The organism is Aromatoleum diolicum, assembly GCF_012910955.1.
GTDB classification, from domain to species: Bacteria; Pseudomonadota; Gammaproteobacteria; order Burkholderiales; family Rhodocyclaceae; genus Aromatoleum; species Aromatoleum diolicum.
In genome coordinates, this window is record NZ_WTVQ01000037.1 from 21,340 (window position 1) to 47,602 (window position 26,263).

The following is a 26,263-nucleotide window of genomic DNA, read 5'->3' on the forward strand; positions in this document are numbered from 1 at the left end:
CCCTCGCCCGTCGCTCAATGAACAGCCACAACTCGCCCGCCGCGTGCGCTGAACCCACCAATGTGCCGAATCGGCTTGCCGACCTCGCGCCATGGCTGGTGGTGCTCGCAGGGCTGTGCTTTCTGTATGCGCCCAGTTTCATCGATCTATTCACGGGGCTCTGGAGCATGGACGAACAGGCTCACGGCCCGATCGTGCTCGGGGTCTCGCTGTGGCTGATGCATCACAACTGGCCGCAGATGCTGCAGGCAAGCAAAGGCCGTCCTACCTCGGCCATCGGCTGGCCGGTGCTGGTGTTCGGTCTGTTGCTCTACGTCCTTGGTCGCTCGCAGGACATCCTGATCTTCGAAATCGGCTCCTTTATCTGGGTGCTCGCCGCGGTCGCACTGCTGCTGCGCGGCAGTGCCGCCCTCAAGGCGCAGTGGTTCGCGCTGTTCTTCATGCTGTTCATGATTCCGCTGCCCGGCACCGTGGTCGATATGCTCACCATGCCAATGAAAATGGCGGTGTCCTACGTCGCGGAACACATCCTCTTCGGGGTGGGTTACCCCATCGCGCGGTCTGGGGTCATTCTGCAGATCGGCCAGTACAAACTCCTGGTCGCCGACGCATGTGCAGGCCTGCATACCCTGTTCACCCTTGAAGCCCTCGGCCTGCTGTACCTCAAGCTGGTGCGCCACGATTCCTTGTTTCGCAATATTGCGCTGGGCGTCCTTATCGTTCCGATTTCTTTCACGGCAAACGTCATTCGCGTGATGGTGCTTACGCTAATCACTTACCACTTTGGTGATGCCGCGGGGCAGGGGTTCTTGCACGGGTTCGCAGGGATGGTGCTCTTTGTTAGTGCGTTGCTGATAATCATAGGGGTGGACTGGCTGTTGCAGTGCGGTGCAAGAACTAGCATGCATCGGAAATTAGACAGGGACGTTTCTCAAGCATGAACAAGCATTGGCGATCGTTGTGAGTGGATTGGCTGGGTCCGTGCCTTATTATTCGTTGAAGTGCTCGCTGTTATTATGCGCGCTGATGATTTCGTCCTTCTTTGCCGCGATAGAGTTAAAACCCGTTAAGTCGTTTCCGGAGTCACAGCCTCCCGTCGACTACGAAAATATAATTCCAAGGTCGTTCAGTGCTTGGAACGAAGTCGAGTCCGGCGTTGTCGAGGTCGTGAATCCGCAGCAACAGCAGGAACTTGATGCTATTTACAGTCAAGTTGTCACCAGATTGTATCGACACACATCAAATGGCGAGATGGTCATGCTTTCGATTGCCTACGGCGATACACAGTCAAAGCAGAGCCAGGTGCATAGACCTGAGCTTTGCTATCCAGCTCAAGGGTTTCAGATTTCGTCGGTCTCCAGGCACGACATGTACATTTCCGGGTCGAATCTTCCAGTGATGCGGTTGATTGCGACACTGGGCCCGCGGCGCGAACCAGTCACCTATTGGATAAGGCTCGGAGATCAAATCGTTAATGGAGGCTTGGAGCAAAAAATCACGACGATCAAGGAGGGGTTGGCGGGGCATGTCGCCGACGGACTTCTATTCAGAGTGTCAAGTATTAGTGCAGATACTGCGCGGGCGTTCCAAGCCCAGGAACTCTTTGTGGACGACCTGCTTCGCTCAATTCCTGACCATAGTGCGCACCTATTGATCGGTCGAGTACGGGAGAAATCATGACCGGGGCCACTTTCGTTCGCGCAACCGAAGACCTTAATGTTCCGCTGACTTGTGTTCGTGACTCAGGCGTCCGCTCGAAATCTGCGCGGCACTACGCGTTATTAGAGCAAGGGCTAATCTCGGGAAGTAATTTCCTGCTGTACGTATATGCTGCTCGTATGCTGCCAAAGGAGGAGTGGGGTGCGTTAAGTTTCGCTTTGGCGTCGCTCCTCTTACTTCAGGGGTTTCAACGTGCATTTGTGACTTTGCCGATGATCACTTCTGGTGAGCTGCAAGGCTCGGGCTTGACCAGCCTGTTTTTCTGGCGCCAACTTCAGGGGTGGGTGACGGGGCTGACCTTGCTAGTCATCTGTGTATTCATTCTCTTGAGTTCCTTTGCTTTCGCAGGCTGGGTAACTGACAGTGCCATGCTGACCGCAGCCCTTGTCGTTCCTTTGTACTACCTTGAATTCGCAAGGCGCGTCGTGATCATTACCCTCTCAATGAAGCGGCTCCTGATAATGGCAATCGCGTATTCGGTGTCGCTTCTACTCCTTGTACTAATTGCGTATGGCCTGGGGGTCGCCACTCAGCTTAAGAGTTTGGTCGCGGCAATGATTGTTGCAAGCGTCGTCAGTTGTCTGGCGAGTCGTGTTGCGCTGTTACCGACAAGGGGCCAGTATCAGAGCGGGAACTGGACTCCGAGTTCTATTCTGCATTTCGGCCGATGGGCTGCGGCTTCTTCATTGGCTTATTCCGGCTACAATTTTGCCGTCCAGGCGATTCTTGCAGCGATCGCGGGGCCCGGCGCTCTCGGAGCATTCGCCGCAGCCAGAAATTTGACTCAACCAATTGGTACGCTGATCCAGGCGATGGATAGTGTGGACAAACCCCGGGCAGGGCACGCGCACGCCAAGTCCGGGATGTCCGGCCTATTGCGAGTCATTAGACAGTCGTGGTTATGGCTTTTAGGGTTATCTTTGCCCTATCTGATCACCATATCGTTCTTTTCCCCGCAGCTACTTGAACTGATTTATGGCGAAAAGTATGCGGACGCCTGGCTGCTAGTATCCCTCTGGTGCTTGGTGATGCTCGCGATGATCGTGACGCAGCCAATTGAGACCGGGTTGTATGTCTTGCGCCGTCCGGACTGGCTTTTCTTTGGACGGGCGACCGCCGCCATTCTCGTCCTGATCGTGACGCCTTGGTTAGTAATTCGGTGGGCTGCCACGGGAGCTCTGATTGCACTGGCTGCGGGGTGGGGACTGGCTGGCCTTTTTGCGTCGGTCCAGCTGCTAAGGGTGCGAAATAAGGAGCTTGTGTGAGTAGATATTTTCGCGCGTTGGCTAGCTCGGTTGGAATGCCTATGCAACAAGCGATCGGTTGGCAGATGCCTCTGATTGCCATTGTGATGGCGATGGCATTCATAACGGGTTTGGCTATTCCAAACCTGACAGTAGATTCCTTAGCTGATTTACTCATTTCGGTTTGCGGACTCGGTGCCGCCGTTGCGTTCGGTGTCATCGTTTATTTCGCGGCGCGAGCGCGGCCGAAGGCCATCTTCGCATTTTTGACGATTTCGGCTTTCTTGGTCGATGCAACCTTTCGACAACGGGAAATGGCGGCGCAGGGAATAGACGGCCAAACTCTCCTCAAGCTCATAATTTGGATCTGTTGGTTGGTCGTCGCGGTGATTTCCACCAGAAATTGCGTATCTATCGCTTTTCAAGGTGATATTAAGTGGCTATCTATATTCTCGTTACTAGCGCTCGGTAGTACATTATATTCACTGACCCCCGCTTATACGTTCGGTGCAGGTGTGGCGGCTATCGCATACTGTGCCTTGGCGGTTTGTGTCGTGAATCGACTGAGTAGAATCCAGATTCTTTACGGATTGCTGCTTGGTCTTTGTATTCCCTTGATGATCTCAGTGCTTATGTTTTCTGTTGGTGCCGGTCTGGCGCGAATGGAAGGCGGCACTGTATTTCGTTTGGGGGGGGTGCTTGGTTCGCCAAATGCGCTTGGACGATCTGCGGCACTCGCAATCCTTATTGTTGGCGTTCTCGTCTTTTCCTACAAAATCTCCGTACATAACTGGCGTGTGCTTGGCCCCTTGTCGATTGCTTTAGTGTGTCTTTTTTTGTCAGACAGCAGAACGTCCGTTCTAGCGGTGTTCGCAGCCTTCGGGCTTCATGTGCTGCGCGGGCATGTCGTCGTTGCATTTTGCGGGTTTATTTTAGTAACCATCCTGGCGCTGGTTTTCTTAAATGCTGACTTTGGGTGGGAGCGCCTTGGAGCTGCGCTATCCAGAACGGGACGTCTAAGTGAAATAACCACCCTTACTGGTAGAACAGATATTTGGGCCGCTTCGTGGGCAGCCTTTATTGAACGACCAATCCTCGGATATGGTTTCGGAGCAACTAAAGTTTTGCTTCCGGAAGTATTCAGGACGTATTGGGGTTTTACGGTTACTCAGGCGCACAATTTTCTATTGCAAACATTGGTTACGACCGGACTTGCCGGATTTGCGTTTGTTCTAATTGCGATCGCTCGACAGGTTGTTGCGTATATAAAGAAGCCCACAATGTTTCAAACGGTGATTTTGGGCTATATTCTCGTTCAAGGTTTGACAGAGGCGGGCCCAGTGGGGCCTGCGCCAAATATAGTTACTCTGTTCTGGGCACTTAGTTTGTGCTGGGATCGCGGTCGAGACGAGCCCGACAGCATGCATTTTTCGGCAATGGAGCATCGATGACTGCGCCGTGTGTTGCCCATGTCTGTGCGGACTATCCTGATATTTTTCGACCGAGAAATACACCTGTAATCGAACGTCTGGTCGGCGGTCTTGCGCCGCACGCAAGAAACGTCGTGATCTCGATTTCTCGTGTAAGCAATCCTTACGATCAGGCGGTGGCGAGGGAGGGCGACGTGTGGGCCATTCGGTATTTCGCACCACCTTTCGGCGTTCTGCATACCTTCTTCCTCGACCGACTTGCAAAGCAAATCGCTGATTTGTTCCGGCGAGAAGGGGTTAGGCCGCGATTGCTGCTCGGCCACAAGTTCACCGTTGAGTCATATATCTGCTGGAAGTTGTCTGGAATGATGGACGTGCCGTATATCGCCGGGTTTATGGGTAATACGGATTGCAAGATCTTTCGCGCGAAAGTTTTCTCAAGGAAAAGCTTTCGGCGAGTGGCTGCAAACGCGCGCGCTCTAGTGTTCGCGACGCCTTGGTCTCTGGAATATTTCAAGCCGAGATTGTTGCAACCGGCGGACGTTCTGCCCGAGCGGTGTCACTTGATACCCTACATTAGCGGAGAAACCATCTGCCCGACTCGCAGCGATCCGCCGAATACGCAGCGCTTCATCACGATTTGTCGGCTGGATGTATGGCGACTTAAGAACATTGGTCGCTTGATTAAGGCGATTCGTGTATTGCGAAGTGAGGGTGGAGATTGGTGGCTTGATATCGTCGGGTCTGGTTCCGAGCGGTCGCTAAGACAATTGAAAAACTTGATACACGAAAACAATGCCGAGTCTCACATTCGTCTTCTGGGTGAAAAGACGCGTGCGGAAATTGACCTGCTTCTGCCGGAATACACTGCAATGGTGATGCCAAGTTTTCCGGAGAGTTTCGGGTTGGTCTACGTGGAGGCTTTGGCGAAGGGAGTTCCGATTATGACCGCCATGGGAGCGGGGTTCGACGGCTTCTTTGAGGGGCGATTTCCTGGTGTCGTGGTCGCACATGATAGTCTCGCGGCGATCGTTCAAGGGCTGCGAAAATTGTCCGATGATAGCGAAAAATTTCGTGAGCAAATCAATGAATTGGTAATAGATTTTAGAAAATTTGATCGCGAAAGTATTGTCAGTCGATATGCTGAATTGATTTACAGTGCGATATGACTAAGTGGATTTTATTTTTTCGACGAGTTTTAGCGTTTGCGCTTTTCTTGATGTCTTCGGGAGTTGCAATCGCACAGTGTAGTGATGCGCCGCTGCAACTCAATGAGCGAAAAGTTCAGATTTTTTGGCATGACGACTTCGCTCGGGACCTTGTGGACTGGGGTGAGGTGCGCTTTCAGTTCGGTCGCGAAAATATCTCATTCGTCAATTATCAGGATGGTCCGTATAGCAAGACGCTTCGAGTGGCTTACCCGAAGGGGTCGTATGATCCAGGGAGCTCGGCAAAGGGCGTGGCGCCGATGGGTGGAGCTCAGTTTACGGCCCATTTGTCGCATATGAACCTGCCGAGCGTTGAGTCGGTGATTCTTTCCTACTCAGTTCGGTTCAAAAATGATTTTGATTTCGCAAGAGGCGGGAAACTTCCTGGTTTATACGGTGGTATCCCACGCTCGGGCGGAATGATTCCGACGGGTAGGGACGGATTTAGTACTCGAATTGTCTGGCAAGCAGGAGGGGCGGGCGCGCTCTATGCATACCTTCCCACGAGTGTGGCCTGGGGAACGTTGTTTGGCCGCGGTAGTTGGTTTTTTCGCGCCGGAAAATGGGTTGAGGTGAGTCAGGAGATCAGATTAAACACTCCTGGACTTGACGACGGCAGCGTGGCGATATGGATCGATAGGCAACTTGTGCATGAGGCTTGCGGCTTGAGATTTCGTGATGTTGATGAACTGCGTATTGACGGGATTTTTTTTAGCACCTTCTTTGGCGGAAACGATGCGTCCTGGGCGAGTTCCGACGATACTTATGCTGATTTTGCTGATTTTAGGGTGGCTGTGCGTAAATTTTAGATGTCGCAAATGTCGTTTTGGTTGAAGTGACTGATTATTTTTGAGTTTCTGCTTGCCGATGGCTGCTAGGAATTGAAATGAAAAAGATATTGGCTGTCGCGTCCGGTGGTGGGCACTGGGTGCAATTAATGAGATTGCGGCCAGCGTTTGTTGGTGAAGAGGTAACCTTCATGACGACGAATGCCGGCTATGCTCAGGACGTTGGAAACGCATTGGTTGTTGTTGAGGACGCGAGTCTGTGGGAAAAGATAAAACTAGTGAAAATGTTCCTGCAGGTCGCTTGGTGTGTTTTTCGCTTGCGTCCCGATATTGTTATTACGACCGGGGCAGCGCCGGGTTTTGCCGCAATTGTGTTCGGAAAAGCTTTCGGAGCTAGGACTATCTGGATTGATAGTATTGCGAACTCCGAAGAGCTTTCGATGAGCGGCCAGAAAGCCAGACGGTGGTCCGACGTGTGGCTGACGCAATGGGAGCATCTGGCGCGTCCGCAAGGGCCTGAATACTGGGGAGGGGTGCTGTGATCTTTGTCACAGTCGGGACTCAGCTGTCGTTTGATCGGTTGATTAATGCGGTAGACGATTGGGCTGCAAGAAAACCTGGCGCCGAGATCTTTGCGCAAATCGGTCCGTCGCTTCGAAAGCCGAGGCAATTCGAGTCTGTAGCTATGCTTCCGCCCGATAGGGCGATGCAGTTATTCGTTGGGGCGGACGTCATTGTGTCCCATGCCGGTATGGGTTCGATTCTGACGGCACTGAAGTTTCGTAAACCAATAATAATTATGCCGCGGCGAGCAGAATTGGGGGAGCACAGAAATGATCACCAAGTGGCAACGGCGAAGTGGTTGGCGGGACGGACCGGAATTCATGTTGCCAGCGATGCACAGGAGCTTGAGCGGCTGCTCAATCAGGGAATGGCTCTAGCCGCAGGAAGCGAATTAAGTGACGGCGCTGATCCGAAGTTTATTTCACGGTTGGAGGCAGTTATCAGCCGTAATTGAGGACGATGTATGAAGATTACGGTTATTGGTACGGGCTACGTTGGCCTTGTAACTGGCGCCTGCCTGTCCGAGATGGGCAATGATGTGGTGTGTCTCGACGTCGAGCCGGAGAAAATCCGTCTTCTGAACGATGGCGGTATCCCGATCTACGAGCCGGGACTGAAGGAAGTGGTCCAGCGGAACGTCATTGCTGGGCGTCTGCGTTTTACGACGGATACCAGATATGCGGCAGCGCACGGCACCATTCAATTCATCGCCGTGGGAACGCCGCCTGACGAAGACGGGTCCGCTGACTTGCAATACGTGGTGAGCGCCGCGCGGGAAATCGGTCGGCACATGACGGATTACAAGGTCGTGGTGGATAAGTCCACGGTTCCGGTGGGAACGGCTGACAAGGTGAAAGCAGCCATTGAGGACGAACTGAAGGCACGCGGGGTGGTGGTGCCGTTTGCCGTGGTGTCGAACCCGGAGTTTCTGAAGGAAGGCGCTGCCGTAGAAGATTTCATGCGCCCCGACCGCATCATAGTGGGGGCAGAAGACGAGCAGGCGATTCTCCTGATGCGCGCCTTGTATGCACCGTATGTCCGCAATCATGACCGTTTGCACGTTATGGATATCCGTTCGGCCGAACTGACCAAGTACGCGGCGAACGCGATGTTGGCGACGCGCATCAGTTTCATGAACGAACTCGCGAATCTTGCAGAAGTGGTTGGCGCGGATATCGAGTCGGTCCGGGTGGGGATCGGTTCCGATAGCCGGATCGGTTATTCATTTCTGTATGCGGGTTGTGGTTACGGCGGATCGTGTTTTCCGAAGGATGTTAAGGCGCTGATCCGGACCGCAAGGGATAGCGGAACGGATCTGAAGGTGCTCGAATCGGTCGAGGTCGCGAACGACGCGCAAAAGCGCGTCATGACGTCAAAGATCAAGGCGCGCTTCGGATGCGATCTGGTGGGACGGCACTTCGCGCTGTGGGGACTATCGTTCAAGCCGGATACGGACGACATGCGGGACGCACCGAGCCGCGAGCTTGTCGCTGAACTGTTGTCAGCCGGGGCGACGGTGAGTGCCTATGATCCTGTTGCGATGGATGAGGCAAAACACGTGTTCAAGGGCGTCGAGGGCCTGTCCTACGCGCCGAACCCGCTGGCTGCTTGCGAGGGCGCTGATGCATTGGTGATCGTGACCGAGTGGAAGGAGTTCCGCAGTCCGGACTTCGACGGCATCAAGGCGCGCTTGCGCGAGCCGATCGTTTTTGACGGGCGCAATATCTTTGATCCGGAACTCGTGCGCTCGCGCGGGTTGGAGTACGTGGGCATCGGTAGGCGCTAAGTTCAGCCGGTTCGCTCGTGTGGCGTTGGCCGGGTTTGGACGGGCGGCCCATGCAATGCGATAATCCTCCAATTGTGCTCGCGGCTCGCACTGCTTGCCCTCCCTTCAAGGTCTTCACGGAATAACACGATGTTAGAAGCAGTTCGCAGTAACAAGCGCGTTGCGCAAGTCATTCTGGCGCTACTGATTGTGCCGTTCGCCTTTTTCGGGCTGGACTCGTATTTCAACGATGCGCCGGGCGGGAAGGAGGTGGCGACCGTCGGGGCGTCGAAGATTTCCATGGTGGAGTTCGATCAGGCGCTGCGCGAGCAGCAGGACCGGCTGCGCGAGTCGATGGGGGGGGAGGTGGATCGGGCAATGCTGGAGTCCGAGCCGATTCGTCGTGCCGTGGTCGACAATCTGGTGAATCAGCGTTTGCTTGCGCTGCATGCGGCGGACAGCCGGATGGTGGTAACGCAGCAGCAGTTGCAGCAGGTGATCGCCGGGGTAGAGGCGTTCCAGCAGGACGGGCGCTTTTCGATTGAGCGTTACGAAGCGGCCGTGCGGGCGCAGGGTATGACGCCGGCGGTGTTCGAGTCGCGTCTGATGCAGGATCTGCGCGTCCAGCAGATTGCGCAGGCCGTGGGTGAGTCGGCGTTTGCGGCAAGGACGTCGGTGCAGCGGTTCCTGACCGCTCAGCTGGAAGAGCGCAAGGTCAGCGAGATGCAGTTTCCGGCGGGCCGGTTTCTGGCGGATGTGAAGCTTGCGGATGACGCGGCGAAGCAGTTTTACGAAGCGAATCCGGCACGTTTCGAGCGCCCGGCCCGGCTGCGTGCCGAGTACGTGGTGTTCAACCAGGATGCGCTGTTGGATCAGGTCGTGATTTCCGACGATGTGGCGCGCAAGTTCTATGAGGCCAATGCCGAGCGCTTTGGTCAGCCGGAAGAGCGCAGTGCGCGGCACATCCTGATCTCGGCTGCGGCCGATGCGTCGGCTGACGAAGTCGCCAAGGCGGGTGAGAAGGCGGCGGCGATTCTGGCGCAGGTGCGCAGCGATCCGAAGCGGTTCACCGAGCTGGCGAAGGCGGAGTCGCAGGATCCTGGTTCGGCGTCGCGGGGAGGCGATCTGGGCTTCTTCGGGCGCGGGGCGATGGTGAAGCCCTTCGAAGACGCGGTGTTCAGCCTCGGCAAGGGGCAGATCAGCGACGTGGTGCGTTCGGACTTCGGTTTCCACATCATCGAGGTCACCGACATCAAGGCGGCGCATGCGCGGCCGTTCGAGCAGGTCAAAACGGAAATCGTCGAGGAGCTGAAGCGCCAGGATGCGAGCAAGCGGTTTGCAGAGCAGGCCGAGGTGTTCTCGAATACGGTGTATGAGCAGCCGGACAGCCTGAAACCGGTGGCCGATGCGCTGAAGCTCGAGATTCGCACGACCGATTGGATTCACCGCGATGGTGGGGCCCTGGGTGACTTTACCAACGAGAAACTGCTGAATGCGCTGTTTGCGGACGACGCCGCGAAGAATGGCCGTAACGTCGAGGCGGTGGAAGTGTCGCGCGGCACGCTGGTGTCGGCGCGGGTGCTGGAGTTTCAGGCCGCGCAGCGTGTGCCGTTTGACGAGGTGAAGGCGTCGATAGAGCAGCAACTGCGTACCGACGAGGCGGCGAAGCTGGCCACCGCGCGCGGGGAAGCGGCACTTTCCGCCCTGGTCAAGGGTGAAGCCGTGAGCGGCGACTGGACTTCGGCGCAGACGGTGCAGCGGAGCAAGCCGACGCTCGCCCCCGCGGCGACCGCGGCGGTGTTCGGTGCCCCAGCCGCGAAGCTGCCTGCCTACGCGGGGGCGGCGATGCAGGACGGTGGTTATGCGGTTTTCCGCATCGAGAGCGTGAATCGTCCTGAGGTCACGAAGGATGATCCGCGCCTAAAGGCGTTGGCGGGGCAGTATCAGCGGCTGATGGCGGAGCGCGATTTTGATGCTTTCCTGACGGCGCTGCGTGATCGTTACGCGGTGGAAATCAACACCGCAGCGGTACGTCCGCAGCAGCAGTGACCGGTGAGGCTTGCGGGGCGCACCGGAATTCGACAGTTAATCTCGTAACTATCTGATTTCGTTAGGTCAGACTTTAAAACGCTCCACTACAACAGCGTCAGTTGTTGCGGCGCGACCGGTTTTTTCACCCTGAGGGCACTGAGGACCTCGCTCTGATCGGAGTTAATCGAAGACACCCCTGTCACCGGCTCGGCGCCGTTCAGGCGAATGCGATGGTGCTGAATGCGATGCAGTTGTTCGAGGGCGCGCTCCGGGGTCAGTCCGGTGTCTGCCGCGCGCAGTCGGGCGCGCATGATCCGGTGCAGGATCAGCGCCATGAAGCAGATCGATGCATGCGCCCGGATCCGTTCGGGCAACCGGTGATACACCGGCCCGATCTCGATCTCGGATTTCAGCACCTTGAAGCCGCGCTCAATGTCGGCCAGCGACTTGTAGCGTCCGACGATATCCTCGGGCGTCATATCCTGCGTGTTGGTCACGAGCAGCAACTTGCCATCCATCATCTCCGCCAGCGCACGAGCCATCGCGTCGATGTCATAGCTGAAGAGTTCGGCCGGTAGATCGACCTTGATGATCTTTGACAGGTGCGCCTCGCACACCGCATGGTAGAAGCGCGCCTTGGCGCCGCTGTCCGAGAGCTTGCGCCCCCGGCGTTTGACGCCTTCGTCCTGATCGACCAGTTTGCCCGCCCATTGGTCACCCAAGGCGATGAGTTCGTTGATCTGCTCGCCGCGCCGTTGTGTCTGCGCCGCCGCCGTTGCGGGGTCATGCGCCACCACCAGGCGCAGTCCGTTCCAGACCAACTCACCGCTCACCTCTTGAGCGGCCGAGATGCAGTGGTTCTGGTGGAAGTCTCCCAGCAGATCGGCAAATTCGTGATAGCGCCGGCCCGGTACGGCGATGATGAATTCCAGTGTCTGCCCGTTGGCCAGCCGGATCGCCTGTAGCGCGTCGAGATTGTCCAGGCTCAGCAGCCCGCGGTCGGCCACGAGGATGAGCCGGCGCACCTTGGGAAAGCGCTCAAGGACGGTCGTGAGGGTGGGCAGCAGCGTCTTTGTCTCCGAGGCGTTGCCCGCGAAGAACACCTCGTGATAGATCGGCAACCCCTCGGCGGTCTGCACCACCCCCAGCATGAATTGGCGCGCAATGAGTCCTTCCTTGGCCATGCCGAACTGACGCACGTCACCCTCGACGGTCGTCAGGCCTTCGGTGCGGATCGTGGTGAGGTCGTAGAACACCACCGACAGCTCCTGATCGATCAGCGGGCGCAGCAGCCCGGCCACCACGGCATCGACATCGGCCTGGTGATCCATCAAGGCGTCCATGCTGCGTAGCAATTGCTGGTGGGTGATCGCGGTGACATCGACTTCCGGCAAGGCGACCGTCTCCACCCAGCGCAGCACCCCGAGTTTGGAGTCCGGATCACACAGCCGGTTGAGCACCATCACCCGGATCAGGGCTTCGATGTCCGTGGTGTGGCGCGTCTTGCGAAACACCCGCCGCAGCGCGCCAAAGCCCAGCTCTTTCCATAGTTCCGTGAGTGCCCAGACATCACCGAGCGCGCGGGCCGATTCGAACGAGACCGACGGCGCCGGGGGCTTGGCCGCCAGCGGCTCGTGGCCAGCAACCTTCAGCAAACCGCTGATCACCGAATCGAGCTCGCCGCCCACCTGATCGAGCCGTCCCAGCGTCGCCACGGTACGCTTCTTCACCCGGCCGGCGTCATCCCGATAGGACTCGACGAGCTGGACGTAGCGGCGCGAGCCGGAGGTGGTGATTTTGACATGCATGCCGCCACTTTAGCAGCACTACATGTAACGTCAATATTGACGATTACTATTACAAACGTGCCACCACACGACTTTTTGAAAAATAGGCCTACAACCCGCATAAACACTGGCTCGATTGCTCAAAAAACGGCGTTTTTGGGGCTGAACTGTCGAACTCGGGGGCGCAGATTGCGCCCGGCGGCCGCCAGAAAGTAAAAAGCCCGGCACTTTTGCCGGGCTTTTTGACGTTTGGGTTGCGCGTCAGCTGGTGCAGGTCTGAGCGTCGCCAAGCCTATTATTGCGGTTCGGCGTTGCCCAAGGCGGTGGTGTTGAAGCCGCCATCGACGTACATGATTTCGCCAGTGACGCCGCTGGCGAGATCCGAGCACAGGAAGGCGGCGACATTGCCTACCTCTTCGATCGTGACATTGCGGCGCAGCGGGGCGTTGTGTTCGTTGAAGGACAGCAATTTGCTGAAGCTGCCGATGCCCGAAGCGGCCAAGGTCTTGATCGGGCCGGCGGAAATGGCATTGACGCGCGTGCCTTCGGGACCGAGACACACGGCGAGGTAGCGCACCGCTGCTTCAAGGCTGGCCTTGGCGAGACCCATGATGTTGTAGTTGGGCATGGTACGCACGGCGCCGAGGTAGGACATGGTCAGCATCGAGCCCTTGCGGCCCTTCATCAACGGCCGGGCGCCCTTGGCAAGCAGCGGGAAGCTGCAGGCACTGATTTCCTGCGAGATGCGGAAGGCGTCGCGCGAGAATCCGTCGAGGAAGTCCCCTTCGAGGGCGTCGCTCGGGGCGAAGGCGATCGAATGCACGAGGCCGTCGAGATAGTCCCACTTTTGCGACAGTTGTTCGTACAGCGCCGTGATTTCGGCATCGTTCTGCACATCGCACGAAAAGATCAGGTCGGAATCGAATTCTGCGGCCATCTTGGCCACACGTTCCTGGAAGCGCTCGTTCTGGTAAGTGAATGCGAGCTCTGCACCTTCGCGGTGCATGGCTTTTGCAATGCCGTACGAAATCGAGCGGTTGCTGAGCAGTCCGGTGATCAGAATGCGTTTTCCGGCGAGAAAGCCCATTTTCGGTAGTGCTCCTTCTTGATAGTCGGCGGATTATAGCTGATGGGTCAGGTGGTCGACGTGCTGTCCCGCCGGCCGAGCGGGATCTTGTGAGCGATTTGTTGTGCGCGGGTTGCTCGCGGTAATGGGCCGGGCGGTTGGTGGTTCGTCTTGCAGGTAGAATCGCGCCTCATGTTCTGGCGTCTGTGCTCCCTTCTCGCGATGTGCGTTCTGCTGCCGGCCTGCGGCCAGGTGTGGAACGATCCGTATCCCGCTGCGGAGCGGGGGCGGAACATCATGTATACCGCATTTACGGATCGCCCCAAGCATCTCGACCCCGTGCAGTCATATAGCGAGGACGAGGCTACCTTTCTCTACCAGATCTATGAGCCGCCGCTGCAGTACCACTATCTGAAACGGCCTTACACGCTCGTTCCGGGCAGCGCAGCAGAGATGCCTGTAGTGCGCCGCTACGACGCGGCCGGGAAGGAGTTGCCGGAAGGCGCGCCCGCCGAGCGGGTGGCGCGGAGTGTGTATGAGATCCGAATTCGTCCGGGGATCCTCTATCAACCGCATCCGGCGTTTGCGCGCCGCAGCGATGGCAGTTCCCGTTATATGGATCTCGCCGCCGATGATCTGAACGACGTAAGGGGGCTGGGCGATTTCGCGGAAACGGCCACGCGTGAGCTGGAGGCGGACGACTTTGTTCATCAGATCAAGCGCCTGGCACATCCGCGTCTGCATTCGCCGATTTTCGAGCTGATGGCGGAGTACATGCCGGGGCTGAAGACGCTGCAGAAGCAACTAGCGGAAGAGGCGGCACGCACACCCGGCTGGATCGACCTGAGTGGATTCGAGGTGCCAGGAGTCGAGGTGGTCGACCGCCTTACTTACCGGATCACTCTGAAAGGGGTTTATCCGCAGTTTCTGTACTGGTTGTCGATGCCATTCTTTGCGCCGGTGCCGCCAGAGGCCGACCGTTTTTTCGGGCAGCCGGGGATGGCCGAGCGCAACTTGACGCTCGACTGGTGGCCGATCGGTACCGGACCGTTCATGTTGGCGGAGAACAACCCGAATGCGCGCATGGTGCTGGTTCGCAATCCGAACTTCCGCGGAGAGAACTATCCGTGCGAAGGCATGGCGGAGGACCGTGAGGCCGGCCTGCTGGCCGATTGCGACAAGCCGATGCCTTTCATCGACACGGTGGTGTTCTCGCGCGAGCGCGAGGGCATTCCTTACTGGAACAAGTTCCTGCAGGGGTACTACGACGCGTCGGGTGTGTCGTCGGATAACTTTGATCAGGCAGTCAGCATGACGAGCCAGGGAGAGGTGATGCTGTCCGACGGGATGAGCGCTCAGGGCATCCAGTTGCTGACATCGGTATCGCCGTCGGTGTTCTACCTCGGTTTCAACATGCTCGATGCCCTGGTCGGGGGCGGCGAGAGCGTCGAGGGACAGGCGCGCGCGCGCAAGCTGCGTCAAGCGATTTCGGTGGCGCTCGACATGGAGGAATTCGTGTCGATTTTCCTCAACGGTCGCGGTGTGCCGGCGATGCATCCGATCCCGCCCGGCATCTTCGGTGCGCGCGACGGCGAGGCGGGCATCAATCCGGTGGTGTACGAATGGCGCGACGGACGCGCGGCGCGTCGGGGCATGGACACGGCACGACGCCTGTTGGCCGAGGCCGGTTATCCGAACGGCCGCGATGCGAAAACCGGCGAGCCACTGATCCTGAATCTGGATACGACGCCTGGCGGTCTCGGCGACAAGGCGCGCTCGGATTGGCTGGCGAAGCAGTTCCGCGAACTTGGCGTGCAGTTCGTGGTGCGCGCGACCGATTACAACCGCTTTCAGGACAAGATTCGCGAGGGCAATGCACAGCTGTTCTTCTTCGGCTGGAATGCGGATTACCCCGATCCGGAGAACATGCTGTTCCTGTTGCACGGCGCGCAGGCAAAGGTAAAGGATTCCGGCCAGAACGCCGCGAACTACCGCAATGCAGAGTACGACCGCCTTTTCGAGCAGATGAAGGGGATGCCGGACGGCGCTGAACGACAGTTGGTGATAGACCGCATGGTGGCGATCCTCCAGCAGGATGCGCCATGGCTGTTCGGATTCCATCCGAAGGCGTATTCGCTACAGCATGGCTGGGTGCTCAATCGCAAGCCGGGCAGCATGGTGCGCAACACGCTCAAGTACCAGCGCATCGATCTCGCGCGACGCGACGCGGCGCGAGCGGAGTGGAACCGGCCCGTGGTGTGGCCGTTGGCCTTGGTCGGCTTGTTGTTCGTCGTGATCGTCGCTCCCGCGGTGCTGCATTACCGGCGTCGCGAGCGCGCGACCGGCGTGGTGGGAGTGCGCTGATGTTTGCCTACGTGGTGCGCCGTCTGCTTTATGCGCTGCCGATCCTGATCGGTGTGAATCTCATTACCTTCGGACTGTTCTTCGTGGTGAATTCACCCGACGACATGGCGCGCATGCATCTGGGCGTCAAGCGCGTGACTCCCGAAGCGATCGAGCGCTGGAAGGCCGAGCGGGGCTATGACCGGCCGCTGTTCTTCAATGCGCAGGCGCCCGGACAGGGGCGGATCACCGAGACGATCTTCTTCGAGAAGTCCTTGCGCATGTTCGCGTTCGACTTCGGGCGCGCCGACGACGGGAGGAACATCGGGCAGGAGATTCGCGACCGGATGGGGCCTTCGTTGGCGCTTGCGTTGCCGACCTTTGTCCTCGGCCTGTTCGCTTCGGTGGCGTTTGCGCTGATGCTGGTGTTCTTCCGCGCGAGCTATCTCGACTTCTGGGGGGTGGTGTGGTGCGTCGCGATGATGTCGATCTCCAGTCTGTTCTACATCATCGGCGGGCAGTGGCTGGTGTCGAAAGTGTGGGCGCTGGTGCCGATTTCGGGCTACGCGCCGGGTCTGGATTCGGCACGTTTCCTGATGCTGCCGGTATTCATCAGCGTGATTGCCGGGGTGGGGTCGAATGCGCGCTGGTATCGCACGATCTTTCTTGAGGAAATCTCGAAGGACTACGTGCGTACGGCGCGCGCGAAGGGTTTGTCGGAACTGGCCGTGCTGTTCCGCCATGTTCTGAAGAACGCGATGATTCCAATCCTGACCGGAGTCGTCGTGGTGATCCCGCTGCTGTTCATGGGCAGCTTGCTGGTTGAATCGTTCTTCGGCATTCCGGGCTTGGGAAGCTACACGATCGACGCGATCAACGCGCAGGATTTCGCGGTGGTGCGTGCTATGGTGTTCATCGGTTCGGTGCTGTATATCGTCGGGCTACTTTTCACCGATATCTCGTACACGCTGGTCGATCCCCGCGTGAGGCTGGAGTAGCGCATGAATTTCCAGCCTGTTCTGTTGTTGACAGATGTGCTGTTCTTCCTGCTACTCGCCATCGGCTGCGCAACGGTATTTTATGTCCGGCGCAGCGAGCCGTTGCGTGCTGCGTGGCGCAAGGTCGGCAGTCGGGCCAGCGGCATGGCTTCGGCGACGATCTTGCTCGCTTTTCTCGCTGTGGGGCTGGCCGACAGTCTGCACTATCGGCCACAGCTACCGTCGGCTGCGATCGGGAACGGGGCGGCGCAGACGAATGCGGATCCCACTGCTGCGGCCTCGCATGTGTCGTATTCATCCGAGGTGTTGAGTGTGCTCGATGCACTGCTTGCACCGTTGCGCACCCGTGTCGAGAAGACTTACTCGGCGCCCTTTGCCGCGGAGTTGTACGCGCGCGAAACGGTGGAGCTGCCGCTTGGCGGGCAGGCGCGCATCTACCCTCGGCTGGCCCATGGGGCCGCCCATCTGGCCGATCCGTCGGTCGAGCGTGCCGGGGACCTCGCGCGCCGCATGACGGCAGGCGTGGCGGGGGCGATCCTGGTGTGGCTGGTGGTGGCAGGCGGACTGACGACGGCCCTGGCTCGATGGCGCGGGCATGGGCTGGGTGAGGCGGTCGGGGCGCTGGCGCGTGGCAGAACGCTGCTGGCATGGCGTGCGGTGCTTGTGACCTTGGCCGCGATCCTGATCGTAGTGGGGTTAAGCATTGCGTTGGCGCCGCACTACCATGTGTTCGGCACCGACAAGGTGGGGCAGGACGTTCTCTACCTGTCACTAAAGAGCGTGCGCACCGCGCTCATCATCGGCACGTTGACGACGCTGGTGATGCTGCCCTTTGCGGTCGCGCTGGGCATCATGGCGGGCTATCTCGGTGGCTGGGTCGATGACGTGATCCAGTACCTGTACACGGTGCTCAACGCGATTCCCGGCGTGCTGCTGATCGCGGCGGCAGTGTTGATGATGCAGGTGGTGATCGACACCCATCCGCAATGGTTTGCAACTGCGGCCGAGCGTGCCGACGCACGTCTGCTGGCGCTCTGCATGATCCTTGGCATCACCAGCTGGACGGGCCTGTGTCGGCTGTTGCGCGGCGAGACGCTGAAACTGCGCGAACTCGAATATGTGCAGGCGGCACGCGCCTTCGGCGTGGGGACACCGGCAATCCTGCGTCGTCACGTGCTGCCGAACGTGATGCACATCGTGATGATTGCGTTGGTGATGGATTTTTCCGGGCTGGTGTTGGCCGAGGCGGTACTGTCCTACGTCGGCATCGGCGTCGATCCTACAACCATCAGTTTCGGCACGATGATCAACATGGCGCGAGCCGAACTCGCGCGCGAGCCCATGGTGTGGTGGTCCTTGATGGCGGCCTTCGCCTTCATGTTCGTTCTGGTACTGTCGGCAAACCTGTTCGCCGACGTCGTGCGCGACGCATTCGATCCGCGCCGGGGTTGATGACCGGCTATTGATGGTGGCCGGCGCGAATGGTCGGTGCGAACCAAGCGCCGCCTTGCGCGTCTGACCCAAGGCATCCCCAACCCCGGTCGCACTCCAATAATGACAACACTTGAATTCGATAACCGCTTCGTCCGTGAACTGCCGGCTGATCCGGAGCCCTCGCCGAATGTTCGGCAGGTGCACGGCGCGTGTTACTCGCGCGTAATGCCGACGCCCGTCAGCGCGCCGCGGCTGATTGCATGGTCCCGCGAGGTGGCAGAGACTCTCGGTTTCGACGAGGCGGATATCCATTCGCCGGAGTTTGCACAGGTGTTTTCCGGCAACGCCCTGCTACCCGGCATGGAGCCTTACGCGGCGTGCTACGGAGGGCATCAGTTCGGCAACTGGGCAGGTCAGCTTGGCGACGGTCGTGCGATCACGCTGGGCGAATCGATTAATTCCGCCGGCGAGCGCTGGGAACTGCAGTTGAAAGGCGCCGGGCCGACGCCGTATTCGCGCCGCGCCGACGGGCGTGCGGTGCTGCGTTCCTCGATCCGTGAGTTCCTGTGCAGCGAGGCAATGCATCATCTCGGTGTGCCCACGACGCGCGCGCTGTGCATCGTGGGCACCGGCGAGGCCGTGGTGCGCGACATGTTCTACGACGGCCGCCCGGCGGCCGAGCCCGGCGCGGTGGTGTGCCGCGTGGCGCCATCCTTCATCCGCTTCGGCAATTTCGAGATCCTTTCTGCCCGTGGGGATGAGGGCCTGCTGACGCAGTTGGTCGATTTCACCATTTCGCGCGATTTTCCCGAACTGACCGGCAGCCCGCAAACCCGACGCACGGACTGGTTTCATGCGGTCTGCGAGCGCACGGCACGATTGATGGCGCACTGGATGCGCGTCGGCTTTGTGCATGGAGTGATGAACACCGACAACATGTCGATCCTCGGGCTGACGATCGACTACGGTCCCTATGGCTGGATTGACAACTTCAATCTCGGTTGGACGCCGAATACCACGGACGCCTCGGAGCGCCGCTACCGCTTCGGCAACCAGCCGCGTATCGCCCAGTGGAACTTGTTGCAGCTGGGTAATGCCCTGTATCCGGCCTTCGGCGAGGTCGAGCCGTTGCAGGACGGACTGAGCCGCTACGCGACGGTTTATGAGGAAGAAAGCCGTAGAATGCTGGCCGACAAGCTCGGACTCGCGGCCTTCCGCGACGGCGACGGTGCGCTGGTGGAAACCCTTTACGAGTTGCTCACGCGTGCCGAAGTCGATATGACGATTTTCTTCCGTGGTCTGGGATCGATGGATCCGAAGGTGCCGTCGCTCGAGCCTTTGCGCGATGCGTTTTATGCGGAAGAGACAATCGCGCACGAGGGCGAGGCATTCAATGCCTGGTTGGCGCAATACGCTGCGCGGGTGCGTGAGGACGGAATTCCGCTAGAGCAGCGGCGTGCGCGAATGAACGCCGCCAATCCGCGTTATGTGTTGCGCAACTACCTCGCGCAAGAAGCGATTGACGCCGCCGAGCAGGGCGATGACACGCTGATCTTCGAGTTGCTGGATGTGATGCGCCGGCCGTATGAGGATCAGCCGGGACGCGAGCGCTTTGCCGCCAAGCGGCCGGACTGGGCGCGCAACCGCGCTGGCTGCTCGATGCTGTCCTGCAGTTCGTGAATCGGGCTTCGTGACGCGCCGGATCAGACCTTTTCTCTCATCAGGCGCGCCTTCTCGCGTACCCAGTCGCGATGCTTTTCGTCCTCGCGCTTGTCGTATTGCTTCTTGCCCTTCGCCAGACCGATCTCTACCTTGATGCGGCCTTTCGTGTAGTGCAGGTCGAGCGGCACCAGCGTATAGCCCGCACGTTCGACTTTGCCGATCAGCTTGGCAATTTCTCCTGCGTGCAGCAGCAGTTTGCGCGTCCGCACGGGATCGGTCTTGATGTGCGTGGACGCCTCCGCGAGCGCCGAGATATGCATCCCGAGGATGAAAATTTCCTCGCCGCGAATGATGACATATGCTTCCTTGATGTTCGCGCGACCGGCGCGGATCGCCTTGACTTCCCAGCCTTCGAGCACGATCCCGGCCTCGTACTTCTCCTCGATGAAGTAGTCGTGATGGGCCTTGCGATTGTCGATGATGCTCATGGGTGGTTTGAATCCTGTGCGTCCGGGCGTCGCGCCGACTGCCGCGCGGCGCCTTGCGGTAGAATCGCGCATTTTAGCAGTTCGGCGATGCGCTCGTCCTTATACCCTCATGGCTGACGTCAAGAAGCAGGTCCTGATCGAGTTTACTCCCGCACAGATGTTCACTCTGGTGGATGGTTGCGAGGATTATCCGCAGTTTCTGCCCTGGTGCGGTGGGGCGGAGGTGCATGCGCGCACCGAAACGCTGACGGTGGCGACGATCCACATCAGTTACCACGGCATCAAGGCCAACTTCACCACCGAGAATACCAAGCGTGCGCCGCTGGAAATGAATATCCGGCTCAAGGAAGGTCCATTTACACATCTGGACGGGTGCTGGCGCTTCATTCCCCTCGGTGATACTGCCTGCAAGATCGAATTCAATCTGCATTACCAGTTTTCTAGCAAGCTGCTTGAAAAGGCGCTCGGGCCTGTGTTCAATCACATTGCCAGCACCTTCGTCGATTCGTTCGTCAAGCGCGCGCAGCAGGTGTATCGGAAGGGATGACGACTATGGCCGAATTCATCAACGTGGAAGTGTCCTACGCGCTCCCAGGTCGCCAAGAGCTGGTGAAGGTACGTGTCGCCGAGGGGGCAACGGTACGCGATGCGATCGACGCATCGGGCATTCCCGCCAAGTATCCGGATATCGACTTTGAAGGGGGCAACAAGGTGGGTGTGTTTGCCAAGCTCACGCGGCTCGATACGGTCCTGCGCGACCGCGACCGGGTCGAGATCTATCGTCCCTTGATCGCCGACCCGAAGGCGGTGCGCAAGAAGCGCGCGGAGGAAGGCAAGGTCATGAAGAAGGGCGGCGGGCCGGCAGAGGAGTGAATGGCTAACGCACCTTCGCGGGTGCGGTTTCGTTCAGTTCGTTGATGCGTCCCGGTGTCCGCGGAGCGCGGTGCGATGGGGCGATCCGTTCCGTGTGGCGGGCTGCACTTGTCCTACTTGCAGGTTGCGTCGATGTATTTCTGCGTGCGTTCGATCTCGGCACGACGCCCGGCATCATCCACTAGCTCACGCTCCCCTTTGCTGTTGTAGCGCGAGAGCCGCTGGCCCGACTGCAGTGCGACGAGTTGGCCGCGCGCCTGTTCGCAACTGCGGGCACGTTCGTCGGCCTGTTGACGTTCCTTCTCGGCCTTCGCCTCGGCCTCGGCGGTCGCAGCACGGCGCTGGCGAAATTCGACTTCCTTTTCCGCGATGGTCTTGGGTTTTGACGGGTCGGCTTTCGTACCGTCGGTTTTTGCAGCGTCAGCCTTCGCCGCATCGGGTGTGATGCCGTTGGCGTCGGTCGTGCCTGCCTGGCTTGCGTCTTCTTCGGGCGCGGCTGGCGTGACGGGGCGGGCCGCGCCGCGAAGTTTCTTTGCGTTTTCTGCCGCTGGTGGAGTGTCCGAGTAGTTGATGCGACCTTGCGCATCACGCCATTGGTAAACTTCCGCTGCAGCGGGCAGGGTAATAATCAGGCTCAGTGCGAGCAGGCTTGCGCGGCGCATCGGTCGGACTCCATTGGAAAGCGCCGCTTACCATGTGCGGGCACCATCTGTATAATACGGATTTGGCCGAAAGGATAGAAGCCATGCGAGTGATTCAGAAGGCGCTGACGTTTGATGACGTCCTTCTCATCCCCGCCCACTCAACGGTTCTCCCCCGCGATGTCAGCCTGCGGGCACAGCTGACACGCAACATCCGCATCAACATCCCCCTGGTTTCAGCCGCAATGGATACGGTGACCGAATCCCGCCTGGCAATTGCGCTGGCGCAGGAAGGCGGCATCGGCATTCTGCACAAGAATCTGGCGGTGAAGCAGCAGGCGGCGATGGTGGCGAAGGTGAAGCGGTTCGAGTCGGGCGTACTCAAGGACCCGATCACCATCGCGCCGACAATGAGCGTGCGTGACGTGGTCGCACTGACGCGACTGCACAAGTTCTCCGGTCTGCCGGTCGTCGAGGGTAAGCGCGTGGTGGGTATTGTCACCAACCGCGACGTGCGTTTCGAGACGAATCTCGACCAGCCGGTGTCTGCGATCATGACGCCGTTCGAGCGTCTGGTCACTGTCAGGGAAGGTGAGAGCCTTGAAGAGGCGCGCAGGCTGATGCACAAGCATCGTCTGGAGCGTGTGCTGGTGCTGAACGACGCGGCAGAGTTGCGCGGACTCATCACCGTCAAGGACATGATGAAGTCCACGGAACACCCGCTGGCGGCCAAGGATGATCTGGGTCGCCTGCGCGTCGGTGCTGCAATCGGTGTCGGCGCCGGTACCGAAGAGCGCGCCGAAGCGCTGGTCGAGGCCGGTGTCGATGTGGTTGTCGTCGACACGGCACACGGTCATTCGCAAGGTGTGCTGGACCGGGTCAATTGGGTCAAGAGGAACTTCCCGCACGTTGAGGTCATCGGCGGCAACATCGCCACGGCTTCCGCGGCGAAGGCGCTGGTTGATGCCGGCGCGGATGCCGTGAAGGTCGGAATCGGTCCGGGTTCGATCTGCACGACGCGGATCGTCGCCGGGGTGGGGGTGCCGCAGGTCACCGCCATCGACAACGTTGCGACGGCGCTGGCCGGTTCCGGTGTGCCGCTGATCGCTGACGGCGGCATCCGGTACTCGGGCGACATCTCCAAGGCGATCGCGGCCGGGGCGAATGTGGTCATGCTTGGCGGATTGTTCGCCGGCACGGAAGAAGCGCCTGGCGAAACCGTCCTGTATCAGGGACGCTCGTACAAGTCGTATCGCGGCATGGGGTCGCTCGGCGCGATGCAGCAGGGCGCGGCGGATCGCTACTTCCAGGAATCCGACGGCAACGCCGACAAGTTGGTGCCCGAAGGAATCGAAGGTCGTGTGCCTTACAAGGGACCAGTTACCGCAGTGATTCACCAGCTGGTGGGTGGCCTGCGCGCATCGATGGGTTATCTTGGCTGCGCGACCATCGACGAAATGCACAAGTCCGCCCAGTTCGTCGAGATCACCTCGGCGGGCGTTCGCGAGTCGCATGTGCACGACGTGCAGATCACCAAGGAAGCGCCCAACTACCACGTGGATTGATCCGATCCTGATAACAGAAGGCGGCCCCAATGGGCCGCCTTTCCTTTTTCCGTACCCGAGACCGTCGCCATGGCTCACCAGAAAATTCTCATCCTCGATTTCGGCTCCCAGGTCACCCAGCTGATCGCGCGCCGCGTGCGCGAGCAGCAGGTGTATTGCGAGATTCACCCGTTCGATGTGTCCGCAGAATTCGTTCGCGAATTTGCGCCGGCCGGTGTGATCCTGTCCGGCGGTCCGAATTCCGTCTATGAAGCGGTCGGCTGGCATGCACCGCAGGTCGTTTTCGAGCTTGGGGTGCCGGTGCTTGGCATCTGCTACGGCATGCAGACGATGGCGCAGCAACTGGGCGGCAAGGTGGCGAGCTCCGGCAAGCGCGAGTTTGGTTACGCCGAGATTCGTGCCCGGGGCCATTCGGAGCTGTTCCGCGGCATTCAGGACCGGACCAACGACGAAGGCCATGGCTTGCTCGATGTGTGGATGAGCCACGGTGACAAGGTCACCGAGCTTCCGCCGGGCTTCAAGGTGATCGCGAGCAACGAATCCTGCCCGATCGCGGCGATAGCGGACGAGACCCGCAGGTTCTACGCCGTGCAGTTTCACCCGGAAGTCACGCACACGCTGAAGGGCAAGGAAATGATCGCGCGCTTCGTGCACGAGATCTGCGGTTGCCAGCACGACTGGAACATGCCGGATTACGTGACCGAGGCGATCGAGAAAGTGCGCGCGCAGGTGGGCAAGGAAGAAGTGATCCTCGGCCTGTCCGGCGGGGTCGACTCATCGGTGGTTGCGGCTCTCCTGCACCGCGCCATCGGCGACCAGCTGACCTGCGTGTTCGTCGACAATGGCTTGCTGCGTCTGAACGAGGCCGAGCAGGTGATGGAGACCTTCGCGCGCAACCTGGGCGTCAAGGTCATCCACGTCGATGCCACTGAGCAGTTCATGGGCCACCTGAAAGGCGTCTCCGATCCGGAAGCGAAGCGCAAGATCATCGGCCGTGAGTTCGTCGAGGTGTTCCAGGCCGAAGCGCAGAAGCTCCCTAACGCCAAGTGGCTGGCCCAAGGCACGATCTACCCGGACGTGATCGAGTCTGCCGGCTCGAAGACCGGCAAGGCGCACACGATCAAGAGCCACCACAACGTGGGCGGCCTACCCGAGACGCTCAAACTCAAGCTGCTCGAGCCGCTACGCGAGTTGTTCAAGGATGAAGTGCGCGAACTCGGTATCGCGCTGGGCCTGCCGCATGACATGGTGTACCGCCATCCCTTCCCGGGACCGGGCCTGGGCGTGCGTATCCTCGGCGAAGTGAAGAAGGAGTTCGCCGACCTGCTGCGCCGCGCCGATGCAATCTTCATCGACGAATTGCGCGCTGCTGACTGGTATGACAAGACCAGCCAGGCCTTCGCCGTGTTCCTGCCGGTGAAGAGTGTGGGTGTGATGGGCGACGGCCGCACGTATGAGTACGTGGTCGCGCTGCGTGCCGTGCAGACTCAGGATTTCATGACCGCGCACTGGGCGGAACTGCCGCACAGCCTGCTGGGGAAGGTGTCGAACCGCATCATCAATGAAGTTCGGGGTATCAACCGCGTGGTGTACGACATCTCGGGCAAGCCGCCGGCGACGATCGAGTGGGAGTGACTGGTACGAAAAAACATTATAACTATCAATCAGATAGGTAATAGTGCTTGATGATTCTGAACGAATTATCAACGAGCAGAAACCCCGGCAAACGCTGGGGTTTTTTGCTTTCTGGACCCTGCCAATCGTCGAGGCGAACCGCCTCGAACTGACGGTATTTTTGACGGTATACGCCGCGAGTTGTCAGGGAATTGCTCGTTTGCCGTCAGCACCCAGATGACATATTTTACGGTAAACGGCGGCGCAATCCCAGGCCCGCCTAGGGTTTTCGGAGATTGCCAGCAGAGGCGATCTGACGGTAAGCCAGACCGTTGATCAACGACGAATCATGATGATCCGCTGCGGTCTCCGGCTTCGAATCCCTCGTCTGTCAGTGATCGCCGTAATGGAGCCACGCCTGACCGGCGTAATGGAGCCAGTTTGAAGAGGTAGAAACGGGCTATTTCGGGGTCAAGAAGTCGGTGATTTTACCTGTTTGGCAAGGGCAGGTTTTTTAGTTGTTGGCGCCTGTTTTGGCGAGCGATAGGACTCGCCGTCGAGGGTGAGGCAATAGGCGTTGTGGCGGAGGCGATCGAGGGTGGCGGCGGCGAGCAGGCGGTTGGCAGGAAACGCCTGGTCCCACTCGGTAAAGTCGAGATTGCTGGTGACGATCGTCGCCGCCTGCTCATAGCGCTCGGCGATCAGATCGTGGAAGTCCTCGTCGGCGGGTGGTCGCATCGGTTTCAGGCCGAAATCGTCGATGATCAGGAGCGGCACGCGGGCGAGCGTAGCGAGCTTGCGCTCGAAGGCGCCGATGGCGCGCGCCGACGTCAGGCTGGCCGAGAGCTGGGCCTGCGTCGAGAACAGCACATCGACGCCCTGGCGCACCGCGCAATGACCGAGCGCCTGGGCGAGGTGATCTCGTACCGACTGTCAAGCAGGAGAAGGCGCGATTTCAACGTGGCGGCGTCGGGCTCGTCGGATTTCCTCTGGAACTGTGAATTGGTCACGAACGATCCGTTTGGCCTCGGCGACGCTGATTT

At 59.2% G+C, this 26,263-nt stretch carries 22 protein-coding genes and 1 pseudogene; 18 read left to right on the plus strand and 5 right to left on the minus strand.

What is annotated here, in order from left to right:
* The first annotated feature begins 17 nt into the window (after positions 1–17).
* The 10 genes from xrtB to GPA25_RS18085 all read left to right on the plus strand — a co-directional run bounded on the left by xrtB (position 18) and on the right by GPA25_RS18085 (position 10,767).
* Positions 18–941 (plus strand): exosortase B, encoded by a 924-nt coding sequence (xrtB, locus tag GPA25_RS18040; protein ID WP_169261800.1) that lies wholly within the window; start codon positions 18–20, stop codon positions 939–941.
* A 7-nt stretch (positions 942–948) separates the two neighbouring features.
* Positions 949–1,680, plus strand: coding sequence for an exosortase-associated protein EpsI, B-type (gene epsI, locus GPA25_RS18045; RefSeq protein ID WP_169261801.1), 732 nt, complete (start codon positions 949–951; stop codon positions 1,678–1,680).
* Entirely contained in the window at positions 1,677–2,984 is a 1,308-nt protein-coding gene (locus tag GPA25_RS18050) for a lipopolysaccharide biosynthesis protein (RefSeq protein ID WP_169261802.1), read from the plus strand. Before epsI ends, GPA25_RS18050 begins: the two co-directional genes overlap by 4 nt.
* Positions 2,985–3,025: 41 nt before the next feature.
* On the plus strand, positions 3,026–4,414 hold the full coding sequence (locus GPA25_RS18055; RefSeq protein WP_169261803.1) for an O-antigen ligase family protein: 1,389 nt from the start codon (positions 3,026–3,028) through the stop codon (positions 4,412–4,414).
* Positions 4,411–5,562 (plus strand): glycosyltransferase, encoded by a 1,152-nt coding sequence (locus tag GPA25_RS18060; protein WP_169261804.1) that lies wholly within the window; start codon positions 4,411–4,413, stop codon positions 5,560–5,562. Before GPA25_RS18055 ends, GPA25_RS18060 begins: the two co-directional genes overlap by 4 nt.
* Positions 5,559–6,410 carry a polysaccharide lyase gene (locus GPA25_RS18065; protein WP_169261805.1) on the plus strand — a complete coding sequence of 284 codons (852 nt, stop codon included), beginning with the start codon at positions 5,559–5,561 and terminating at the stop codon, positions 6,408–6,410. Before GPA25_RS18060 ends, GPA25_RS18065 begins: the two co-directional genes overlap by 4 nt.
* 77 nt (positions 6,411–6,487) lie before the next feature.
* Positions 6,488–6,931: a glycosyltransferase family protein gene (locus GPA25_RS18070; RefSeq protein ID WP_169261806.1), complete on the plus strand. Its 444-nt coding sequence runs from the start codon at positions 6,488–6,490 to the stop codon at positions 6,929–6,931.
* Positions 6,928–7,407 (plus strand): glycosyltransferase, encoded by a 480-nt coding sequence (locus GPA25_RS18075; RefSeq protein ID WP_169261807.1) that lies wholly within the window; start codon positions 6,928–6,930, stop codon positions 7,405–7,407. Before GPA25_RS18070 ends, GPA25_RS18075 begins: the two co-directional genes overlap by 4 nt.
* A 9-nt stretch (positions 7,408–7,416) precedes the next feature.
* Positions 7,417–8,739 (plus strand): UDP-glucose dehydrogenase family protein, encoded by a 1,323-nt coding sequence (locus GPA25_RS18080; protein WP_169261808.1) that lies wholly within the window; start codon positions 7,417–7,419, stop codon positions 8,737–8,739.
* Between the two features lie 129 nt (positions 8,740–8,868).
* On the plus strand, positions 8,869–10,767 hold the full coding sequence (locus GPA25_RS18085) for a SurA N-terminal domain-containing protein (protein WP_169261809.1): 1,899 nt from the start codon (positions 8,869–8,871) through the stop codon (positions 10,765–10,767).
* A gap of 86 nt (positions 10,768–10,853) precedes the next feature.
* Here GPA25_RS18085 and GPA25_RS18090 read toward each other — a convergent pair whose 3' ends face one another.
* On the minus strand, positions 10,854–12,557 hold the full coding sequence (locus GPA25_RS18090; protein WP_169261810.1) for an IS1634 family transposase: 1,704 nt from the start codon (positions 12,555–12,557) through the stop codon (positions 10,854–10,856).
* A gap of 274 nt (positions 12,558–12,831) precedes the next feature.
* Positions 12,832–13,623 carry an enoyl-ACP reductase FabI gene (locus GPA25_RS18095; protein ID WP_169261811.1) on the minus strand — a complete coding sequence of 264 codons (792 nt, stop codon included), beginning with the start codon at positions 13,621–13,623 and terminating at the stop codon, positions 12,832–12,834.
* 171 nt (positions 13,624–13,794) lie between these two features.
* Between GPA25_RS18095 and GPA25_RS18100 the strand changes: the two genes are divergently transcribed.
* The 4 genes from GPA25_RS18100 (at position 13,795) to GPA25_RS18115 (ending at position 20,057) form a co-directional block, all read left to right on the plus strand.
* Positions 13,795–15,966: an ABC transporter substrate-binding protein gene (locus GPA25_RS18100; RefSeq protein WP_169261812.1), complete on the plus strand. Its 2,172-nt coding sequence runs from the start codon at positions 13,795–13,797 to the stop codon at positions 15,964–15,966.
* Complete coding sequence (locus GPA25_RS18105; protein ID WP_169261813.1) at positions 15,966–16,943, plus strand: ABC transporter permease; 978 nt, start codon at positions 15,966–15,968, stop codon at positions 16,941–16,943. Before GPA25_RS18100 ends, GPA25_RS18105 begins: the two co-directional genes overlap by 1 nt.
* A 3-nt stretch (positions 16,944–16,946) precedes the next feature.
* Positions 16,947–18,395 carry an ABC transporter permease gene (locus tag GPA25_RS18110; RefSeq protein WP_169261814.1) on the plus strand — a complete coding sequence of 483 codons (1,449 nt, stop codon included), beginning with the start codon at positions 16,947–16,949 and terminating at the stop codon, positions 18,393–18,395.
* Between the two features lie 102 nt (positions 18,396–18,497).
* Positions 18,498–20,057 carry a protein adenylyltransferase SelO gene (locus GPA25_RS18115; protein ID WP_169261815.1) on the plus strand — a complete coding sequence of 520 codons (1,560 nt, stop codon included), beginning with the start codon at positions 18,498–18,500 and terminating at the stop codon, positions 20,055–20,057.
* Positions 20,058–20,080: 23 nt separating this feature from the next.
* Here the strand turns inward: GPA25_RS18115 and smpB are convergent, their stop codons facing one another.
* Positions 20,081–20,527 (minus strand): SsrA-binding protein SmpB, encoded by a 447-nt coding sequence (smpB, locus tag GPA25_RS18120; protein WP_169261816.1) that lies wholly within the window; start codon positions 20,525–20,527, stop codon positions 20,081–20,083.
* Between the two features lie 109 nt (positions 20,528–20,636).
* Here smpB and GPA25_RS18125 point away from each other — a divergent pair, with 109 nt between their 5' ends.
* Positions 20,637–21,074 carry a type II toxin-antitoxin system RatA family toxin gene (locus tag GPA25_RS18125; RefSeq protein WP_169261822.1) on the plus strand — a complete coding sequence of 146 codons (438 nt, stop codon included), beginning with the start codon at positions 20,637–20,639 and terminating at the stop codon, positions 21,072–21,074.
* Between the two features lie 5 nt (positions 21,075–21,079).
* Positions 21,080–21,400 (plus strand): RnfH family protein, encoded by a 321-nt coding sequence (locus tag GPA25_RS18130; RefSeq protein WP_169261823.1) that lies wholly within the window; start codon positions 21,080–21,082, stop codon positions 21,398–21,400.
* Between the two features lie 113 nt (positions 21,401–21,513).
* Here GPA25_RS18130 and GPA25_RS18135 read toward each other — a convergent pair whose 3' ends face one another.
* Complete coding sequence (locus GPA25_RS18135) at positions 21,514–22,062, minus strand: DUF4124 domain-containing protein (protein WP_169261817.1); 549 nt, start codon at positions 22,060–22,062, stop codon at positions 21,514–21,516.
* Between the two features lie 83 nt (positions 22,063–22,145).
* On the opposite strand from GPA25_RS18135, the gene guaB reads away from it, so the two are divergent.
* Positions 22,146–23,606 carry an IMP dehydrogenase gene (guaB, locus tag GPA25_RS18140; RefSeq protein WP_169261818.1) on the plus strand — a complete coding sequence of 487 codons (1,461 nt, stop codon included), beginning with the start codon at positions 22,146–22,148 and terminating at the stop codon, positions 23,604–23,606.
* Positions 23,607–23,675: 69 nt separating this feature from the next.
* Entirely contained in the window at positions 23,676–25,241 is a 1,566-nt protein-coding gene (gene guaA, locus GPA25_RS18145; protein ID WP_169261819.1) for a glutamine-hydrolyzing GMP synthase, read from the plus strand.
* 450 nt (positions 25,242–25,691) lie between these two features.
* Here guaA and GPA25_RS18150 read toward each other — a convergent pair.
* A pseudogene (locus tag GPA25_RS18150) lies at positions 25,692–26,129 on the minus strand (ATP-binding protein); the annotation flags it as partial.
* Between the last annotated feature and the right edge of the window lie 134 nt (positions 26,130–26,263).